The 18,128-nt window shown below is 62.5% G+C and carries 19 protein-coding genes and 1 tRNA gene; 17 read left to right on the top strand and 3 right to left on the bottom strand.

The features are described 5' to 3' along the window. Window positions 1-11: 11 nt before the first annotated feature. The gene (locus V5B44_RS05665; RefSeq protein ID WP_332358131.1) at window positions 12-1,082 is read right to left on the bottom strand and encodes an alkene reductase; all 1,071 of its coding nucleotides are present in this window, start codon (window positions 1,080-1,082) and stop codon (window positions 12-14) included. Window positions 1,083-1,173: 91 nt separating this feature from the next. On the opposite strand from V5B44_RS05665, the gene V5B44_RS05670 reads away from it, so the two are divergent. After that, a complete protein-coding gene (locus V5B44_RS05670) occupies window positions 1,174-1,812 on the top strand; it encodes a 3'-5' exonuclease (RefSeq protein WP_332358132.1) in 639 nt (212 codons plus the stop codon). A 96-nt stretch (window positions 1,813-1,908) separates the two neighbouring features. Here V5B44_RS05670 and V5B44_RS05675 read toward each other — a convergent pair whose 3' ends face one another. Continuing rightward, complete coding sequence (locus V5B44_RS05675; RefSeq protein ID WP_332358133.1) at window positions 1,909-2,673, bottom strand: class II aldolase/adducin family protein; 765 nt, start codon at window positions 2,671-2,673, stop codon at window positions 1,909-1,911. A 62-nt stretch (window positions 2,674-2,735) separates the two neighbouring features. Here V5B44_RS05675 and V5B44_RS05680 point away from each other — a divergent pair, with 62 nt between their 5' ends. From V5B44_RS05680 to V5B44_RS05755, 16 genes are all read left to right on the top strand, one after another. Further along, on the top strand, window positions 2,736-3,350 hold the full coding sequence (locus V5B44_RS05680) for a TetR/AcrR family transcriptional regulator (protein ID WP_332358134.1): 615 nt from the start codon (window positions 2,736-2,738) through the stop codon (window positions 3,348-3,350). Between the two features lie 574 nt (window positions 3,351-3,924). Continuing rightward, a complete protein-coding gene (locus V5B44_RS05685) occupies window positions 3,925-5,238 on the top strand; it encodes a tyrosine-type recombinase/integrase (RefSeq protein ID WP_332358135.1) in 1,314 nt (437 codons plus the stop codon). 75 nt (window positions 5,239-5,313) lie between these two features. Continuing rightward, window positions 5,314-5,955 carry a DUF4124 domain-containing protein gene (locus tag V5B44_RS05690; RefSeq protein WP_332358136.1) on the top strand — a complete coding sequence of 214 codons (642 nt, stop codon included), beginning with the start codon at window positions 5,314-5,316 and terminating at the stop codon, window positions 5,953-5,955. A gap of 9 nt (window positions 5,956-5,964) precedes the next feature. Further along, entirely contained in the window at window positions 5,965-6,093 is a 129-nt protein-coding gene (locus tag V5B44_RS05695) for a hypothetical protein (RefSeq protein ID WP_332358137.1), read from the top strand. A 237-nt stretch (window positions 6,094-6,330) separates the two neighbouring features. After that, the gene (locus V5B44_RS05700; protein ID WP_332358138.1) at window positions 6,331-7,152 is read left to right on the top strand and encodes a hypothetical protein; all 822 of its coding nucleotides are present in this window, start codon (window positions 6,331-6,333) and stop codon (window positions 7,150-7,152) included. A gap of 170 nt (window positions 7,153-7,322) precedes the next feature. Next, a complete protein-coding gene (locus V5B44_RS05705; protein WP_332358139.1) occupies window positions 7,323-7,667 on the top strand; it encodes a hypothetical protein in 345 nt (114 codons plus the stop codon). Then, window positions 7,668-8,024, top strand: a complete 357-nt coding sequence (locus tag V5B44_RS05710; RefSeq protein ID WP_332358140.1) for a hypothetical protein — start codon at window positions 7,668-7,670, stop codon at window positions 8,022-8,024. Then, window positions 8,021-10,174 (top strand): AAA family ATPase, encoded by a 2,154-nt coding sequence (locus V5B44_RS05715; protein ID WP_332358141.1) that lies wholly within the window; start codon window positions 8,021-8,023, stop codon window positions 10,172-10,174. Before V5B44_RS05710 ends, V5B44_RS05715 begins: the two co-directional genes overlap by 4 nt. 328 nt (window positions 10,175-10,502) lie before the next feature. Then, complete coding sequence (locus V5B44_RS05720; RefSeq protein ID WP_332358142.1) at window positions 10,503-10,793, top strand: hypothetical protein; 291 nt, start codon at window positions 10,503-10,505, stop codon at window positions 10,791-10,793. Window positions 10,794-11,219: 426 nt separating this feature from the next. Next, window positions 11,220-11,861: a DUF4124 domain-containing protein gene (locus V5B44_RS05725; protein ID WP_332358136.1), complete on the top strand. Its 642-nt coding sequence runs from the start codon at window positions 11,220-11,222 to the stop codon at window positions 11,859-11,861. 9 nt (window positions 11,862-11,870) lie between these two features. Then, window positions 11,871-11,999 (top strand): hypothetical protein, encoded by a 129-nt coding sequence (locus V5B44_RS05730; RefSeq protein ID WP_332358137.1) that lies wholly within the window; start codon window positions 11,871-11,873, stop codon window positions 11,997-11,999. A 237-nt stretch (window positions 12,000-12,236) separates the two neighbouring features. Beyond that, the gene (locus V5B44_RS05735) at window positions 12,237-13,058 is read left to right on the top strand and encodes a hypothetical protein (protein ID WP_332358138.1); all 822 of its coding nucleotides are present in this window, start codon (window positions 12,237-12,239) and stop codon (window positions 13,056-13,058) included. Between the two features lie 170 nt (window positions 13,059-13,228). Beyond that, entirely contained in the window at window positions 13,229-13,573 is a 345-nt protein-coding gene (locus tag V5B44_RS05740; protein WP_332358139.1) for a hypothetical protein, read from the top strand. Further along, the gene (locus V5B44_RS05745) at window positions 13,574-13,930 is read left to right on the top strand and encodes a hypothetical protein (protein ID WP_332358140.1); all 357 of its coding nucleotides are present in this window, start codon (window positions 13,574-13,576) and stop codon (window positions 13,928-13,930) included. Continuing rightward, a complete protein-coding gene (locus V5B44_RS05750) occupies window positions 13,927-16,080 on the top strand; it encodes an AAA family ATPase (RefSeq protein ID WP_332358141.1) in 2,154 nt (717 codons plus the stop codon). Before V5B44_RS05745 ends, V5B44_RS05750 begins: the two co-directional genes overlap by 4 nt. A gap of 329 nt (window positions 16,081-16,409) precedes the next feature. Next, entirely contained in the window at window positions 16,410-16,700 is a 291-nt protein-coding gene (locus V5B44_RS05755) for a hypothetical protein (protein ID WP_332358142.1), read from the top strand. Window positions 16,701-17,454: 754 nt separating this feature from the next. On the opposite strand, the gene V5B44_RS05760 is transcribed toward V5B44_RS05755, so the two are convergent. After that, window positions 17,455-17,531 (bottom strand) — tRNA-Met (locus V5B44_RS05760). Window positions 17,532-18,128 lie beyond the last annotated feature (597 nt).

Below are 18,128 nucleotides of genomic sequence, written 5' to 3' on the forward strand. Positions count from 1 at the left end.
AGCGCGACGACTCAGGCGGCCATCGCCGGGTAATCGGTGTAGCCTTCCGGTCCCGGCGTGTAGAACGTCGCCGGATTCGGCTTGTTCAGCGCAGCGCTCGCCTTGATTCGCGCCGGCAGATCGGGATTGGCGAGGAAGCTGGTGCCAAAAGAAACCGCATCGAGCTTTCCTTCGTCAATGGCCTGCGCCGCTTCGCTGGCGGTATAGCCCATGTTGCCGATCAGCGTCCCCTTGTAGTTCGCCCGCACAGGCGTCAGCACGTCACCGCTCTGCTGCCGGAAGAAATCGGCGCGCATCACGTGCAGGTAGGCGAGGTCGAAGTCGTTGAGGCGCTCGGCAAGCCAGGTGGCGAGTCCGATCGGGTTGCTGTCGATCATGCTGTTGTAGCTGTTGAGCGGCGACAGGCGCAGGCCGACCCGGTCGGCGCCGCAGACGTCACTGACGGCTGCGATCACTTCGAACAGCAGGCGAGCCCGGTTTTCGAGCGAGCCGCCGTAGGGACCCGAGCGCTTGTTGGCGCCGTCACGCAGGAACTCGTCGAGCAGGTAACCGTTGGCGCCGTGGACTTCAACGCCATCGAAGCCGGCTGCCCGGGCATTTTCCGCCGCTTTCCTGAAGCCGGCGACAATGCCCGGCAGTTCATCGTCGCTCAGTTCGCGCGGGATGACGTAGGGCTGCTTGCCCTGCGGTGTGAGCACCTCGTCCCCGGTGATCGCAATCGCACTCGGGGCAACCGGCTGGGCGCCACCGTTCAGCAGCGGATGGCAAGCACGTCCGCCGTGCCAGATCTGCAGGAACATTCGGCCGCCGGCGGCGTGCACCGCATCGGTGGTCCGCCTCCAGCCGGCGACCTGGGCCGGGGAGTGGATTCCGGGCTCCATCCAGAATGCGGAGTGGTTCTCCATCGCCATGGTGGCTTCGGCAATGACCAACCCGGCTGTCGCTCGTTGGGCGTAGTATTCGCTCATCAATGTCGTCGGGACGTGCTCGGCATCGGCCCGGCAGCGGGTCAGCGGGGCCATGAAAATCCTGTTCGGCGCAGTCAGGGCTCCAAACTTGAGCGGACTGAAAAGCGTGGTCATGATCTCTAGTCTCCTGGGAAATGGGGTGACGAATACTAACCTTTCCTCACCGCCGCGTTTGCCCCCACGGTTATTCTTGAAAGGTTTAAGCATGCCAGACCCACGCGAAGCTCCGACGACAACCGAAATGGCGCTCCTGGCGCCATTCCCCGGCTTGCCGCTCGAAAGAATCCGCGTCCCCGAGACGGAGGCGGAGTTCGCCGCCGCTGCGGCTGATCTTGCGCAGCATCGCTTTCTTGGCTTTGACACGGAGTCCAGGCCGACCTTCAGGAAAGGCGAGGTCTCGCAAGGCCCGCACGTCGTCCAGCTCACGACGCTGCAAACGGCGTACATCTTCCAGTTGCATCGCGTCGACTGCCGCGAGGTGCTTGGCCAGTTGCTCGAGGCGCCCAACCTGGTCAAGGTCGGCTTCGGGCTCAAGTCCGATCGCGAGGGGCTGCAAAGGAAGCTTGGCATTACGGCAAGATCGGTGCTTGATCTGACCGCGGTCTTCCGTCTTGACGGTTATCGGAAGGCAGTAGGGGTGCGGGCGGCGGTGGCCATCATGTTCAATCAGCGGCTCAGAAAGTCGCGGAGCGTCACCACGTCAAACTGGGCCATGCCGAATCTGACGCCCAATCAACTCCTCTACGCAGCCAACGATGCCTATGCCGCGATCAAGGTTCTGCACGCATTGAACAAGCCGGAGTCGGAGCTGCCGATCGCGGATCATTCAAGCCAGCCCGGCTAAGTCATCCCTTGCGAACACCCGTGGCGAGCGTCCGGACAGACAGGCGATCCACCGCCCGCTCCTCGCCGGATGGGCAACGGCCTGACCGGGGGATACTCAGTTGCGATAGCCGGGATCTGCCCGGTCGAGCTTGCGCAGCAATGCCGGCCAGGCCAGACCACCGCCGGCACCGCGTGTCACCAGCTCCCACTGCGTCTGTGCGCCGTCCAGGATGTGCTGGCTGATGCGCCGCAAGGCTTGCCCGCCACCCATCGCGCGTACCTGGATCATGCACGTGGTCTCGAAGAAGTACATCGCCACGAAGGCTTCCGCCACCGATCGCCCGACCGTCAGCAAGCCGTGGTTGCGCAGCATGAGAAAGCGCTTGTCGCCGAGGTCGCGAACCAGCCGCGGCTTCTCGTCCTCCTCCAGCGCAACGCCTTCGTAGTCGTGGTAAGCAAGCGACGAAAGCACGAAGATCGAGTGCTGGGACAAAGGCAACACCCCATCCTGCTGTGCCGACACCGCGACGCCATTGACACTGTGCACGTGCAGGACACATTGCGCATCCTCGCGGGCGGCATGAACGGCGCTGTGAATGATGAACCCGGCCGGATTGATTTCGTATGGGCTGTCGACCACCTTCTTGCCGTCGAGATCGACCTTGACCAGACTGGACGCGGTGATCTCGCTGAACATCAAGCCGTACGGATTGATCAGAAAGTGATGCTCGGGCCCGGGAAGGCGGGCCGAGATATGGGTGAAGATCAGATCGTCCCAGCCGAACATGGCGACCAGTCGATAGCACGCCGCAAGGTCTACGCGCAGCCGCCATTCGGCATCGCCGACCTGCGAACGGATTTCGGAGGCACTCTCGTTCATCGCTTGCTCCTTTCACTGTAGACCTGTGGTATTATATAGACTGGTCTAGCTAAAGAGTCAACATGAACAGCAAGTCGGAACCCGGCAGCCGCGCCAGGATGGTCGAGGCGGCGATCACCCTGATGCGCGGTTCCGGACTGAGCGGCGCCGGCATCAACGAGATCGTCCGCGTCAGCGGCGCCCCGAAGGGGTCGGTCTACCACTTCTTTCCACAGGGCAAGTTGCAGATCACGACCGAAGCCCTCGCCGTCTATTCGACCCGGGTGGTGGCTTTCATCGATCAGGCGTTGGCGAGCGAGAACCAGCCGGGCGCCAGGGTCAGCGCGCTGTTCAGCGCCTTTGCCCGGCGTGTTGAGCAGGGCGATTTCCATCAGAGTTGCGCGGTGGGCACGGTGAGCCTGGATCTCGACGGGGATCTTCAGGCACTCCAGGATGTGCTGGGTAGAACATTCTCCGAATGGACGGCGCTGATCGCCGCGCACTTCGACCTTGGCGACAATGATCGCACCAGGTCGTTCGCGAGCCTGGTGCTGACGGCCATCGAGGGTGCTTACGTTCGCGCCAGAGCGGAGCGCTCGGCGCGGCCTTTCATCGAGGCCGGCGAGTGGCTGGCGATGCTTGCCGACCAGCAGACCCGGGCCGCTGGTCAATCCCCGGAATTAGAACTGTCAGGATAACGGGCCTGGTGCGCGTTGGGTAGGCCGGCCATCGGGGGGCATGGGCTACCTACCGAAGGCGACTGTCGAGGAGCATTACGGGGTGCCACCGCTCGATCGGCTGCGCATGTGGTGCACGAGGCTTGCATGCTGGATTCTGGGAAGGCAGGCGTATCTCACGCGGCCTGACAGGCGCAGGGCCTCATCGCCTTGCGTCATCGTGTGACCATCGGCCCCGGTTGCTTGTGGTGGACGGGATACGAGCCGAAGCAGTTTTCCGTATCGTGCCTGCCAGTTGCTGGCCCGCCGCTGCCCCAACCAAAAAAGAAAGCGGCCCCCATCGCTGGCGGCCGCTTGAAAACTTTGGTGGTGATGGGTGGAATTGAACCACCGACCTATGGGTTATGAATCCAAACTTCTAGGCATTTTTCCACATTAAAGGGTATGCACAAAAGATAGCAAAAACCATTGAAAACAAGCCACTTAGGCAAATAGGCATTGCTTGACGTTGAGCCGGATTACTGTAAAATGGCTACATGGTGGCTACACGGAATCGCCATGTAGCCACGGTGTAGCCAAACCCGGAGCCGACACCATGAACCGCGAACGCTTGACACCCGACCGAATCCGCCGCCTGGCCCTGCCCGAGGGCGCCGGGCAATCCTTCACCTGGGACACCGACGCGCCGCGGCTGGCCGTTCGCGCGACCGCTGGCGCCAAGTCGTTCATCTTTGAATCCAAGCTGAACCGGCAAACTGTCCGCGTAACCATTGGCGACACCCGAGTGTGGACGCTGGCCAAGGCCCGCGACGAGGCCCGACGCCTGCAAGCGATGACCGACCAAGGGATAGACCCGCGCCAAGAGAAGCGCGACCGCATCGAGGCCGCCGCTGCCAAGGCCGAAGAGGCGAAGCGCATCGCCGCGCCAACAATGGAGGCATGGCAGAAGTACATCGAAGCACGTTCCCCGCGGTGGAGTCAAAGCCATCTCGGTGACCATGCGACTGTGAGCAAGGAAGGCGGCGAACCGCGCACCCAAGGACGCCGGCCCGGCGAGAGTGACAAGACCCTGCCGGGCATCCTGCGCCCGCTGTTGGCTCTTCCTCTGGAACAGATCGACGCTGACCGAGTGCGCGTCTGGCTCCAGGATGAATCAGCCAAGCGCCCGACACATACCCGGCTTGCCTTTGGCCTGCTGCGCGCCTTCCTGAACTGGTGCGCCGACCGCCCCGAGTACCGCGACCAGGCGCACAAGGACGCCTGCATCGCCCGCATCGCCCGCGACGAACTGCCGAAAAAATCCGCCAAGGATGATTGTTTGCAGCGTGAGCAGTTGCCGGCGTGGTTCGCCGCCGTGCGCCAGATCGGGAACCCGGTCATTGCCGCCTATCTGCAAACTGCCCTGCTGACTGGCGCGCGCCGTGAAGAGGTGGCCGGCATCCGGTGGGAAGATGTCGACTTCCAGTGGAAGGCGATGACGATCCGCGACAAGGTAGAGGGCACGCGCACGATTCCGTTGACGCCCTACGTCGCTTCGCTGCTGGCCTGTCTGCCACGCCGCAATGAATGGGTATTCAGCAGCCCCGCCGCGGCATCCGGACGCCTTCAGGAGCCGCGCATTATGCACAACAAAGCCCTGACCGCCGCTGGCCTGCCTGCACTCTCGATTCACGGTCTGCGCCGCTCGTTTGGCACCTTGGCGGAGTGGGTAGAGTGTCCGGCTGGTGTCTCTGCGCAAATCATGGGGCACAAACCGAGTGCGACCGCCGAGAAGCATTACCGCGTTCGCCCGCTTGACCTGCTGCGCCAGTGGCATACCAAGATTGAGGCATGGATCTTGAACGAAGCCGGTATCGAGCAGCCTGCCGAAGATTCGCGGCCCGGACTCCGGGTTATCACCGCCGCCTGAAGGGTTCAGGCAAAGCGGGCGACGACGTGCGCAAACACCGCCACCCTGACCAAACCGACCTACCCGAGTGAGGTTATGATGATGATTTGCGCGGACGCGCGATTTTCTGGGGGGTTGGACATGATGCACCGGTTTCTGTTTGCGGCGGCCGTTGTGGCTGCTTTCGGTCTGCCGGCCGACGGCCAGGCGCAAACGATCTACTACAAGTGCCGGGCGCCGGGCGGCGGGGCGACGTCGTATAGCGACACGCCGTGCCGCCGGGGTGAATCCGAGGTGCGGGTAATTGCGGCACCGGCGGATAGCGGGCCGCCGGCGACGGCATCGGCGCCACCTAGTGGGCAGCCTTCGACGCAAGAGCGGCAGGCGCGGTTGCTCGACGCGAAGGTAGCCGAGGCGATCGGGTCGGGCGATCTGTCGCGCGCGAAGGGGCTGGCGCTGACGGCGGAGCACTGGCAGATGATCGCGGCGGCGGAGCGGGGGGCGGCGCCGGTGACGGGGCGAACCAGCGCGGATCTGCGGGCGGATGCGCGCAACAGCCGGGAGTGCAAGGAGGCGCAGTGGAGCTACGATGTCGACTCCAGCTCGAATCGCAAGGACGCGGCGGTGATCGGCGCGTCGAGGCGGCGGATGTATTCGGCGTGCGGGATGGACGAGCCGCAGCAGGTCAACAACCGGATCTACATCCAAAACGCGCCGCCTGTCTATCGACCGCGGTGAGCGGGTCGGATGGGATCGCAGATCGACGGCCTGCCGCCGATGCAGCGCAGGGAACAGACATGGAATGCCGTCGAGCGCGCCGAAGCCATCCTGCAGGCGGCCGGCCCGCGTCCTCTACGTCGAAGCGAACAGCCTTGAATCCGCCGTCCGCAAGATCGAGCAGCGCGAGTCCCGGCTGTGCTTTCAGGCCTGCATGGACTCCTGGCCTGGCCGTCTGGCCACCCGTGGTATATCGCGGTAGCACTCCGACCTGGCCCGGCTGATCGCGGTCAGAGGCCCACCAATGCCGCGCCTATCCCGACGGGGAGAAAACCGGGAACCCTTGCCCGGCTGGCGCGGCATCCTGAATCAAGGGCGAAGCGTGAAAGGGGCGCTATGCGTATTCAGTTGAAATGGCAATTCAAGAAGACACGGACTCGCCATACGTATCAATTAGCTGGTAATGGGCCGTTTTTCAAAAAGTCCGATCCCGCAGAAGTGCCGACGGCTGAAAACGACGATCCCATTCCGCTGGGCGCAGTTGCTCAATGTGCGGCGCGTGCGAAGGCCACCAAGGGCGGTGTTCCATTTGATCAGCTCACTTATCAGGACTTCACACGGCAAATGGTGCGAGGGCTTGTCGAAGCGGCTCGCGCCGGGCGAATTCATCTTGTTGACGAAATAGGTCTTCCTGGAACATTCGACGAGATACTGGAAAGAGCACGCGATGACGGATGGACATGTGACGCTTGGTCCAACCCTGGCGCAACAGAGACAGAAAAGAACTTTTCATACTGCCTCGTCCTATTCTCGACGCTTGATTCGATAAACGCTTGGGCGGCAACTGTGGGCGACGAGTTCTACATCGACGCGCCTGAGCAAGCCGCCGTCCCTTCTGGAGCGCCAGAGAAGGCCGCGCCAGAGGTAACGCCTACAGGCATACCCAAGGAGGAGATTCTAGCTGTCGATTGGCCGCTATTTGGACAGTTCAACCAAGAGAGCCTTTCTACTGCCCTGTCTGACGTGCCGGAATGGCTGAAGCCCGCCCGCACTGCAAGAGGCTCGCCCGGCAAGGCGTCTGCACTCTGGAATCCCGCCAAACTTGCGGATTGCATTGTCAGTAAGAAATATGCCAATCAGAAGGCGGCAGTCTCATTCATTGGCAAGTACTTTGCTGACTGGCTGCCCGAGTGGGAGAAGCTCCAAGAGTATCGGTAAACGCGCTGCCGGCATCAATACCGGCACAACATACCGGCATCAATACCGGCAAGCACGCCGGCAGCCCTTGCAATTGCTGGCTTTCAATACCGGCGGCAAAGCCTAGAGCACGTGCCGTAATTTGAACTGCATTCCATACCGTGCAAACGGGTTTCTTGGAGTACAGTTAAATGAAAGACGCCAATACAGCACCGAGCATTCGCCCGGGTGCGAAAATCACAACCGAAGAAGGCGCCGAGAGGATGCGGAATCAGCCGCAGACATGGCGCGCCGGGTATTGCCGCAACGGGCATTATCTCGGCATGGTTCCCGTCAAGCTCGCCAATAACCACTTGCTTTGGGACGAGGCTGAAGTCGACGCGCTGATCGCAGGCAAGGCCGTCAAGATTCCCGACGCCGCGCAGATCGACGCACACGCAGCACGCAAGGCTGCCAACGCATTGAAGGTGCCTGCGCATATCCGCGCCAAGGCCGAAGCGAAGGCCAAGCGCCTGGCCACCGGCGAGGGCGCCTAAATGAGAAACGCCCCCGACCGCCAAGCAATCGAGAGCGCCAAAGACAGGCCGAATTCTATCACCCCCGACGCGATCAAGGCCCGCATCATGGCCGGCGAGATCGTCGGAGCGCTCGATTACCCCGAAGCTGACAGGCCGCTGTTCTGGGCCGCAATCGCCCGTGTCCGCGACGATCTGCCAGCCGTCAAGCCGACCTGGCGCACCATCAACGAGCAGCACGTCGACGGCCTGCGGACTCGGCAGAAGTTGTTCCGGATTTGCCCGCGCCAGCGAGGTGTCATTGACGCGACACTGGCCGGACTTCTCGCCCTGGCCGTGACGTGCGCTGCGTTGCTTGCAGGAGGGCTGCCGGCATGAGCCGCGACCCTATCGCCGAAATCGAGCGCGCCCGCTCTGCGCTGATGTTCCTCGACGCCGGCACCGACCACAACGCCTGGGTGAAGACCGCCATGGGCGCCAAAGCTGCCGGGCTGGACTTCGAGGACTTCCACGACTGGAGCGCCAGAGCCCGCAACTACAGCAGCGAGGCCGAATGCCGCTCAGTCTGGCGAAGCATCAAGGAAGGCGCTATCGGCGCCGGTTCGCTGTTCCATGCTGCGCGCGCCGCCGGCTGGACTGATGGCGCCGAAGCGCCCGCCAAACGCCCACAATCGCACCAAGAGAGGCGCAAGGCGCCAGAGCAGCCCAAGCCCCCGCCGCATGACCCGCGCGCCTTGTGGAACGGCTGCGAGCCGGCCCCCATCGACCAGGAATACATCGAACGAAAGCGCGGATTGCCCGATGGCCTGCGCGTCTATCACGGCCCGCTGATGATTGCCGGGCAAGCCTGCGCCGGTTCGCTGGTGCTGCCGTGCTCGACACTGGCCGGCGAAGTGGTGAGCCTGCAATTCGTACCGACTGACGGCAAGAAGCTGTTCCTGCCGGGCTGCAAGTTGCCGCCCGACGCCTGCCTGATCGTCGGTGGCCCTTTCCGGGAAGGACACCCGATCTACATCGCTGAGGGCATCGGGCAGGCATGGAGCGCGCATCAGGCGACGCGTGCACCGGCTGTCTGCTGCTTTGGAGTCGCTCGCATGGCATCGGTGACCAAGGCCTTGCGCGAGCGATACCCTGGCGCCCGGCTGGTGGTGGTGTCGGACTCCGGCAAGGAAAACCAGTGTGCCGCAATCGCCAAGGAGGTATCTGGCGCATGGGTGGAACTGCCCGCAGGAAGCCCGCAAAACTTCGATCTGAACGACCTGCACCAAGCCGAGGGGCTGAAGGCTGTCACTGCCCTTCTGGAGCGCCCCAAGGAAGTGCAGCGACGATTCAACCTGGCGGAGCGCACCGCCGCCCGTCTGTTCATCGGCGAGCCGCCGCCCGTCAACTGGCTTGTTCGGGGAATCTTTCCGCTTGGTGTGTGCTGTCTTGTCGCATCGCCGCCAAACGTCGGCAAGAGCTTTCTTTCTCTCGACATGGCCGCGAAGGTGGCAGGCTACCCCGGCCCGCTCTGCCCGGGTTACTCCTTTGGTGCCGAGGTGGCCGCGCATGGCCGCGCCGTCTATGTCTCGGCAGAAGATGACGAGCCGGAGATTCACCGCCGCCTGTGGAGTCTCTGCGGTGGCGTCATGCCCGACCGCCTGCTTGTGCTGTCTCTGCCGGACGTGGGGCACTTCGGCATTATCGAGGCCGACCGCACCACGAAGGAATTCAAGCCTACCGAGGCATGGCGCGACCTCGTTGCGGAGATCCGCGAACTGCCCGACGTGAGGCTGATTCTGCTGGATACGCTCCAGGCATTGACGACCGGCGACACGAACACGGTAGAAGCAACACAACCGCTGATGAACGAGGCAACCGCCCTGGCATCGGCAACCGGCGCCTGTGTGCTGCTGGTGCATCACGTGGCGAAGGGTTCGACCCGGGAAATCCGGACGGCACTTGACGCTATGGAAGCCATCCGCGGGAGTGGTGCGATTGCCGGCACCGCCCGCGCCGCCTATGTCATGTGGCCGCCCGCCGACGGTGGCAAGAAAGAGTGCGACGTTCTCGGGGAGCGATACGAAGAGGGAAAAATTGCATTCGGCATCGTGGCGAAGAAATACGGCGACGCCCGACGCGACCGCACAGTGTTTGTGCGCGACGCCCGCGGCATCCTGCAAGACCGAACGCAGCAATTCAATATGCTGTCTGGCACCGACGACAGCGACACGCTACGCGCCGCCCTGCTGAATGCCATCCGGGAAAGGTGGCAGGATGGTGCTTCATTCGCTGCGAGCCACGGCGCCAACGGACTGCACACCCGCCGCTTTGAACTGCCGGAAATCTTCCACGAGAAGACGCGCCCATGGTTTGAAGAGCAGACGGGGAAAATGCTATCCGACGGCTGCATCAAGCGCTTGCCGTACCGCGGTGGTGGCGCCCGCCTGTGTCCGCCAGAGGCGACCTGTGCCGTACCGAAGCCCGCGCCAGAGGATGAAATCGATTCGCCAGAGGCCGAAGAATGCGCGCCAGAGGTGGCGGTATGATCGCCCGGATTATGACGTTTCACTGTGCGGATTTTCTTTCTGTGCGGCACAGTGCGGAGCTTGGCACAGTTCGCGCAAAAACAAGAATTGAGCAATGGCAAGGGTTTGCGTCCCGTTTTTATGCCATTGGAACTGTGCCAAAAGTAAACTGTGCCAAACCTTCGCACAGTTCCCAACCTATTGATTACAAATGGAAATCTGAACTGTGCAACTGTGCCCCCCTAAAGGGGGGTAGAGATTCCGGCACAGTACCGGAAATCTCACCCCCTTCGCGGGAGTCGGGGAAGGAAGAAAAACCGCTCTTCTCTGGCACGAAAAGGGATAGAGCATGAGCACCGAAACCTGCCCCGAGTGCGGCGACCGATTCGAGAAAGACGCTTCCTGGAAGAGAACTTGTCTGGCCTGCTGGAAGGAATCGAAGCGGGCCGAGCATGACGAGCTGCTGGAGTTGCGCGAGGAAGTCGCTGAGCACCGCCGCCTGCTGGCCGAGAGGAAAGCCGCCGCCATTGAATCCGACATGCTCGCCCGCCTGATTCGCCTCTGCCACCCGGACAAGCACGGCAACAGCCAAGCCGCCAACCAGGCGACACAATGGCTACTGGCACAACGGCATGAGTGATGCGCCGACAGGAAGAGCGGGTCCTCCTGGGGCATTTTGGACTGCGGGTAATGCGAAGCCCGGCCTGGCGCTAGGCCATCTGCCTAAAATATAGGCAACTGCATGCGAATAATTCTCATCTGGAGTTTTCCGCAATGACTGAGACACCCTCCGAATTCGCCAGACGGCTTGGCGTGAATAAATCAACTGTCTGCCGGGCGATTCAAGAAGGACGCTTGCTCGCATCAGGCGGAAAGCTAGACGTGGCAGACAATCTGCGCCGATGGGAAGCCACAAAACCGGGCACCCGCGCTGACGTAGCCGCCCGACACGCCGCGAAACGGGTAAAGGCAATACCCTTGGTACCTGGCGCAAAGACAACGCCCCAGAACGCGATTACAGCGGTCGAAGAAGTCCCCGGCATCGCCGACCTACCCGAGTGAGGTTATGATGATGATTTGCGCGGACGCGCGATTTTCTGGGGGGTTGGACATGATGCACCGGTTTCTGTTTGCGGCGGCCGTTGTGGCTGCTTTCGGTCTGCCGGCCGACGGCCAGGCGCAAACGATCTACTACAAGTGCCGGGCGCCGGGCGGCGGGGCGACGTCGTATAGCGACACGCCGTGCCGCCGGGGTGAATCCGAGGTGCGGGTAATTGCGGCACCGGCGGATAGCGGGCCGCCGGCGACGGCATCGGCGCCACCTAGTGGGCAGCCTTCGACGCAAGAGCGGCAGGCGCGGTTGCTCGACGCGAAGGTAGCCGAGGCGATCGGGTCGGGCGATCTGTCGCGCGCGAAGGGGCTGGCGCTGACGGCGGAGCACTGGCAGATGATCGCGGCGGCGGAGCGGGGGGCGGCGCCGGTGACGGGGCGAACCAGCGCGGATCTGCGGGCGGATGCGCGCAACAGCCGGGAGTGCAAGGAGGCGCAGTGGAGCTACGATGTCGACTCCAGCTCGAATCGCAAGGACGCGGCGGTGATCGGCGCGTCGAGGCGGCGGATGTATTCGGCGTGCGGGATGGACGAGCCGCAGCAGGTCAACAACCGGATCTACATCCAAAACGCGCCGCCTGTCTATCGACCGCGGTGAGCGGGTCGGATGGGATCGCAGATCGACGGCCTGCCGCCGATGCAGCGCAGGGAACAGACATGGAATGCCGTCGAGCGCGCCGAAGCCATCCTGCAGGCGGCCGGCCCGCGTCCTCTACGTCGAAGCGAACAGCCTTGAATCCGCCGTCCGCAAGATCGAGCAGCGCGAGTCCCGGCTGTGCTTTCAGGCCTGCATGGACTCCTGGCCTGGCCGTCTGGCCACCCGTGGTATATCGCGGTAGCACTCCGACCTGGCCCGGCTGATCGCGGTCAGAGGCCCACCAATGCCGCGCCTATCCCGACGGGGAGAAAACCGGGAACCCTTGCCCGGCTGGCGCGGCATCCTGAATCAAGGGCGAAGCGTGAAAGGGGCGCTATGCGTATTCAGTTGAAATGGCAATTCAAGAAGACACGGACTCGCCATACGTATCAATTAGCTGGTAATGGGCCGTTTTTCAAAAAGTCCGATCCCGCAGAAGTGCCGACGGCTGAAAACGACGATCCCATTCCGCTGGGCGCAGTTGCTCAATGTGCGGCGCGTGCGAAGGCCACCAAGGGCGGTGTTCCATTTGATCAGCTCACTTATCAGGACTTCACACGGCAAATGGTGCGAGGGCTTGTCGAAGCGGCTCGCGCCGGGCGAATTCATCTTGTTGACGAAATAGGTCTTCCTGGAACATTCGACGAGATACTGGAAAGAGCACGCGATGACGGATGGACATGTGACGCTTGGTCCAACCCTGGCGCAACAGAGACAGAAAAGAACTTTTCATACTGCCTCGTCCTATTCTCGACGCTTGATTCGATAAACGCTTGGGCGGCAACTGTGGGCGACGAGTTCTACATCGACGCGCCTGAGCAAGCCGCCGTCCCTTCTGGAGCGCCAGAGAAGGCCGCGCCAGAGGTAACGCCTACAGGCATACCCAAGGAGGAGATTCTAGCTGTCGATTGGCCGCTATTTGGACAGTTCAACCAAGAGAGCCTTTCTACTGCCCTGTCTGACGTGCCGGAATGGCTGAAGCCCGCCCGCACTGCAAGAGGCTCGCCCGGCAAGGCGTCTGCACTCTGGAATCCCGCCAAACTTGCGGATTGCATTGTCAGTAAGAAATATGCCAATCAGAAGGCGGCAGTCTCATTCATTGGCAAGTACTTTGCTGACTGGCTGCCCGAGTGGGAGAAGCTCCAAGAGTATCGGTAAACGCGCTGCCGGCATCAATACCGGCACAACATACCGGCATCAATACCGGCAAGCACGCCGGCAGCCCTTGCAATTGCTGGCTTTCAATACCGGCGGCAAAGCCTAGAGCACGTGCCGTAATTTGAACTGCATTCCATACCGTGCAAACGGGTTTCTTGGAGTACAGTTAAATGAAAGACGCCAATACAGCACCGAGCATTCGCCCGGGTGCGAAAATCACAACCGAAGAAGGCGCCGAGAGGATGCGGAATCAGCCGCAGACATGGCGCGCCGGGTATTGCCGCAACGGGCATTATCTCGGCATGGTTCCCGTCAAGCTCGCCAATAACCACTTGCTTTGGGACGAGGCTGAAGTCGACGCGCTGATCGCAGGCAAGGCCGTCAAGATTCCCGACGCCGCGCAGATCGACGCACACGCAGCACGCAAGGCTGCCAACGCATTGAAGGTGCCTGCGCATATCCGCGCCAAGGCCGAAGCGAAGGCCAAGCGCCTGGCCACCGGCGAGGGCGCCTAAATGAGAAACGCCCCCGACCGCCAAGCAATCGAGAGCGCCAAAGACAGGCCGAATTCTATCACCCCCGACGCGATCAAGGCCCGCATCATGGCCGGCGAGATCGTCGGAGCGCTCGATTACCCCGAAGCTGACAGGCCGCTGTTCTGGGCCGCAATCGCCCGTGTCCGCGACGATCTGCCAGCCGTCAAGCCGACCTGGCGCACCATCAACGAGCAGCACGTCGACGGCCTGCGGACTCGGCAGAAGTTGTTCCGGATTTGCCCGCGCCAGCGAGGTGTCATTGACGCGACACTGGCCGGACTTCTCGCCCTGGCCGTGACGTGCGCTGCGTTGCTTGCAGGAGGGCTGCCGGCATGAGCCGCGACCCTATCGCCGAAATCGAGCGCGCCCGCTCTGCGCTGATGTTCCTCGACGCCGGCACCGACCACAACGCCTGGGTGAAGACCGCCATGGGCGCCAAAGCTGCCGGGCTGGACTTCGAGGACTTCCACGACTGGAGCGCCAGAGCCCGCAACTACAGCAGCGAGGCCGAATGCCGCTCAGTCTGGCGAAGCATCAAGGAAGGCGCTATCGGCGCCGGTTCGCTGTTCCATGCTGCGCGCGCCGCCGGCTGGACTGATGGCGCCGAAGCGCCCGCCAAACGCCCACAATCGCACCAAGAGAGGCGCAAGGCGCCAGAGCAGCCCAAGCCCCCGCCGCATGACCCGCGCGCCTTGTGGAACGGCTGCGAGCCGGCCCCCATCGACCAGGAATACATCGAACGAAAGCGCGGATTGCCCGATGGCCTGCGCGTCTATCACGGCCCGCTGATGATTGCCGGGCAAGCCTGCGCCGGTTCGCTGGTGCTGCCGTGCTCGACACTGGCCGGCGAAGTGGTGAGCCTGCAATTCGTACCGACTGACGGCAAGAAGCTGTTCCTGCCGGGCTGCAAGTTGCCGCCCGACGCCTGCCTGATCGTCGGTGGCCCTTTCCGGGAAGGACACCCGATCTACATCGCTGAGGGCATCGGGCAGGCATGGAGCGCGCATCAGGCGACGCGTGCACCGGCTGTCTGCTGCTTTGGAGTCGCTCGCATGGCATCGGTGACCAAGGCCTTGCGCGAGCGATACCCTGGCGCCCGGCTGGTGGTGGTGTCGGACTCCGGCAAGGAAAACCAGTGTGCCGCAATCGCCAAGGAGGTATCTGGCGCATGGGTGGAACTGCCCGCAGGAAGCCCGCAAAACTTCGATCTGAACGACCTGCACCAAGCCGAGGGGCTGAAGGCTGTCACTGCCCTTCTGGAGCGCCCCAAGGAAGTGCAGCGACGATTCAACCTGGCGGAGCGCACCGCCGCCCGTCTGTTCATCGGCGAGCCGCCGCCCGTCAACTGGCTTGTTCGGGGAATCTTTCCGCTTGGTGTGTGCTGTCTTGTCGCATCGCCGCCAAACGTCGGCAAGAGCTTTCTTTCTCTCGACATGGCCGCGAAGGTGGCAGGCTACCCCGGCCCGCTCTGCCCGGGTTACTCCTTTGGTGCCGAGGTGGCCGCGCATGGCCGCGCCGTCTATGTCTCGGCAGAAGATGACGAGCCGGAGATTCACCGCCGCCTGTGGAGTCTCTGCGGTGGCGTCATGCCCGACCGCCTGCTTGTGCTGTCTCTGCCGGACGTGGGGCACTTCGGCATTATCGAGGCCGACCGCACCACGAAGGAATTCAAGCCTACCGAGGCATGGCGCGACCTCGTTGCGGAGATCCGCGAACTGCCCGACGTGAGGCTGATTCTGCTGGATACGCTCCAGGCATTGACGACCGGCGACACGAACACGGTAGAAGCAACACAACCGCTGATGAACGAGGCAACCGCCCTGGCATCGGCAACCGGCGCCTGTGTGCTGCTGGTGCATCACGTGGCGAAGGGTTCGACCCGGGAAATCCGGACGGCACTTGACGCTATGGAAGCCATCCGCGGGAGTGGTGCGATTGCCGGCACCGCCCGCGCCGCCTATGTCATGTGGCCGCCCGCCGACGGTGGCAAGAAAGAGTGCGACGTTCTCGGGGAGCGATACGAAGAGGGAAAAATTGCATTCGGCATCGTGGCGAAGAAATACGGCGACGCCCGACGCGACCGCACAGTGTTTGTGCGCGACGCCCGCGGCATCCTGCAAGACCGAACGCAGCAATTCAATATGCTGTCTGGCACCGACGACAGCGACACGCTACGCGCCGCCCTGCTGAATGCCATCCGGGAAAGGTGGCAGGATGGTGCTTCATTCGCTGCGAGCCACGGCGCCAACGGACTGCACACCCGCCGCTTTGAACTGCCGGAAATCTTCCACGAGAAGACGCGCCCATGGTTTGAAGAGCAGACGGGGAAAATGCTATCCGACGGCTGCATCAAGCGCTTGCCGTACCGCGGTGGTGGCGCCCGCCTGTGTCCGCCAGAGGCGACCTGTGCCGTACCGAAGCCCGCGCCAGAGGATGAAATCGATTCGCCAGAGGCCGAAGAATGCGCGCCAGAGGTGGCGGTATGATCGCCCGGATTATGACGTTTCACTGTGCGGATTTTCTTTCTGTGCGGCACAGTGCGGAGCTTGGCACAGTTCGCGCAAAAACAAGAATTGAGCAATGGCAAGGGTTTGCGTCCCGTTTTTATGCCATTGGAACTGTGCCAAAAGTAAACTGTGCCAAACCTTCGCACAGTTCCCAACCTATTGATTACAAATGGAAATCTGAACTGTGCAACTGTGCCCCCCTAAAGGGGGGGTAGAGATTCCGGCACAGTACCGGAAATCTCACCCCCTTCGCGGGAGTCGGGGAAGGAAGAAAAACCGCTCTTCTCTGGCACGAAAAGGGATAGAGCATGAGCACCGAAACCTGCCCCGAGTGCGGCGACCGATTCGAGAAAGACGCTTCCTGGAAGAGAACTTGTCTGGCCTGCTGGAAGGAATCGAAGCGGGCCGAGCATGACGAGCTGCTGGAGTTGCGCGAGGAAGTCGCTGAGCACCGCCGCCTGCTGGCCGAGAGGAAAGCCGCCGCCATTGAATCCGACATGCTCGCCCGCCTGATTCGCCTCTGCCACCCGGACAAGCACGGCAACAGCCAAGCCGCCAACCAGGCGACACAATGGCTACTGGCACAACGGCATGAGTGATGCGCCGACAGGAAGAGCGGGTCCTCCTGGGGCATTTTGGACTGCGGGTAATGCGAAGCCCGGCCTGGCGCTAGGCCATCTGCCTAAAATATAGGCAACTGCATGCGAATAATTCTCATCTGGAGTTTTCCGCAATGACTGAGACACCCTCCGAATTCGCCAGACGGCTTGGCGTGAATAAATCAACTGTCTGCCGGGCGATTCAAGAAGGACGCTTGCTCGCATCAGGCGGAAAGCTAGACGTGGCAGACAATCTGCGCCGATGGGAAGCCACAAAACCGGGCACCCGCGCTGACGTAGCCGCCCGACACGCCGCGAAACGGGTAAAGGCAATACCCTTGGTACCTGGCGCAAAGACAACGCCCCAGAACGCGATTACAGCGGTCGAAGAAGTCCCCGGCATCGCCGACTATCGCAAGGCCGAACTTATGGCGGCGATCAGCACGGCGAAACTTGAGATTGCACTGCGGACTGGCGAGCGTTTCCCGGTGGCGGACATCGGAAGCCATGCCGGAGCGCTTGGGGGCAACGCTGCGCGCGTCCCTCGAACGACTTGTCGACACGACGGCAGCCCGCCTGACGCTCGCCACCCACGAACGAGAGCCGCGTCGACCTGATACGGGCGGAAACCGCCAGCATCAAACGCCTGATGACGAAGCAACTCGTGCGCTCGTTTCGGGCATTGCGAGAAGGCGCCAAGACGAAATGAGGCGCGACGCCCTGCTGGCCGGCCGCGCGCCGCTCCTCGAAACTTTGGTGGTGATGGGTGGAATTGAACCACCGACCTATGGGTTATGAATCCATCGCTCTAACCGACTGAGCTACATCACCACAAGGCGGCCGATTATAGGACCCTCTCAATATCCTGGTCAAGTTGAAGCCTTGTCCAACAGCCCTGACGCATGACCCAGCCGAATCGAGGCTGTTGGCCGGTAGGGACCGCTTTCGTCACCTGCGCGGTCACATTGCGGGTAGCGAGCAGGCAAGCGGTGTGTCAGCGCGGATGGTGTAGGGTCAGTCAGGAGGCTGTTGAGAGGGCGTTGGCTCTCCGCGACGATCGGTAGGCGAGCCTTTCCCGGCGCGGAGAGCGCTCTGCTTGGGACGAGGTTTTGGGCAAGCCCGGGCCAGGTTATCGTTCAGCTTGAGATGCTGACGCCCGTTCGAACCGAAGACATAGTCGAGTCGTTGCCCCAGGTGAAGTGTTGTTGGCGCCTTCCCCAGTGCCGCTGCAGAGTCTGCGGTTTCAGGGAATGCAGGGCGTCGAACTTCCTGCCAGACTGTGGACAAGGCCTGGTCCCCGAGGACGATCATGAACTGCCAGTGGTAGCCACGGCCGCGCTGCATCACCGGTCCGTTGGCGTAGAGGCCATCGAGCAGGAGCGGGATCGGCAGACGCCGGTGGACCTTGCATGGATGCATGCGGGGGCA

This window comes from Candidatus Accumulibacter necessarius (assembly GCF_036625085.1).

What these genes read in the sequence shown, in the direction of transcription:
- V5B44_RS05720 (WP_332358142.1), top strand. Translation starts at nt 10,503, where the DNA reads ATGAGCACCGAAACCTGCCCCGAGTGCGGCGACCGATTCGAGAAAGAC.
- V5B44_RS05725 (WP_332358136.1), top strand. Translation starts at nt 11,220, where the DNA reads ATGATGATGATTTGCGCGGACGCGCGATTTTCTGGGGGGTTGGACATG.
- V5B44_RS05715 (WP_332358141.1), top strand. Translation starts at nt 8,021, where the DNA reads ATGAGCCGCGACCCTATCGCCGAAATCGAGCGCGCCCGCTCTGCGCTG.
- V5B44_RS05735 (WP_332358138.1), top strand. Translation starts at nt 12,237, where the DNA reads ATGCGTATTCAGTTGAAATGGCAATTCAAGAAGACACGGACTCGCCAT.
- V5B44_RS05690 (WP_332358136.1), top strand. Translation starts at nt 5,314, where the DNA reads ATGATGATGATTTGCGCGGACGCGCGATTTTCTGGGGGGTTGGACATG.
- V5B44_RS05680 (WP_332358134.1), top strand. Translation starts at nt 2,736, where the DNA reads ATGAACAGCAAGTCGGAACCCGGCAGCCGCGCCAGGATGGTCGAGGCG.
- V5B44_RS05685 (WP_332358135.1), top strand. Translation starts at nt 3,925, where the DNA reads ATGAACCGCGAACGCTTGACACCCGACCGAATCCGCCGCCTGGCCCTG.
- V5B44_RS05740 (WP_332358139.1), top strand. Translation starts at nt 13,229, where the DNA reads ATGAAAGACGCCAATACAGCACCGAGCATTCGCCCGGGTGCGAAAATC.
- V5B44_RS05705 (WP_332358139.1), top strand. Translation starts at nt 7,323, where the DNA reads ATGAAAGACGCCAATACAGCACCGAGCATTCGCCCGGGTGCGAAAATC.
- V5B44_RS05745 (WP_332358140.1), top strand. Translation starts at nt 13,574, where the DNA reads ATGAGAAACGCCCCCGACCGCCAAGCAATCGAGAGCGCCAAAGACAGG.
- V5B44_RS05695 (WP_332358137.1), top strand. Translation starts at nt 5,965, where the DNA reads ATGGGATCGCAGATCGACGGCCTGCCGCCGATGCAGCGCAGGGAACAG.
- V5B44_RS05675 (WP_332358133.1), bottom strand. Translation starts at nt 2,673, where the DNA reads ATGAACGAGAGTGCCTCCGAAATCCGTTCGCAGGTCGGCGATGCCGAA.
- V5B44_RS05710 (WP_332358140.1), top strand. Translation starts at nt 7,668, where the DNA reads ATGAGAAACGCCCCCGACCGCCAAGCAATCGAGAGCGCCAAAGACAGG.
- V5B44_RS05700 (WP_332358138.1), top strand. Translation starts at nt 6,331, where the DNA reads ATGCGTATTCAGTTGAAATGGCAATTCAAGAAGACACGGACTCGCCAT.
- V5B44_RS05670 (WP_332358132.1), top strand. Translation starts at nt 1,174, where the DNA reads ATGCCAGACCCACGCGAAGCTCCGACGACAACCGAAATGGCGCTCCTG.
- V5B44_RS05730 (WP_332358137.1), top strand. Translation starts at nt 11,871, where the DNA reads ATGGGATCGCAGATCGACGGCCTGCCGCCGATGCAGCGCAGGGAACAG.
- V5B44_RS05750 (WP_332358141.1), top strand. Translation starts at nt 13,927, where the DNA reads ATGAGCCGCGACCCTATCGCCGAAATCGAGCGCGCCCGCTCTGCGCTG.
- V5B44_RS05665 (WP_332358131.1), bottom strand. Translation starts at nt 1,082, where the DNA reads ATGACCACGCTTTTCAGTCCGCTCAAGTTTGGAGCCCTGACTGCGCCG.
- V5B44_RS05755 (WP_332358142.1), top strand. Translation starts at nt 16,410, where the DNA reads ATGAGCACCGAAACCTGCCCCGAGTGCGGCGACCGATTCGAGAAAGAC.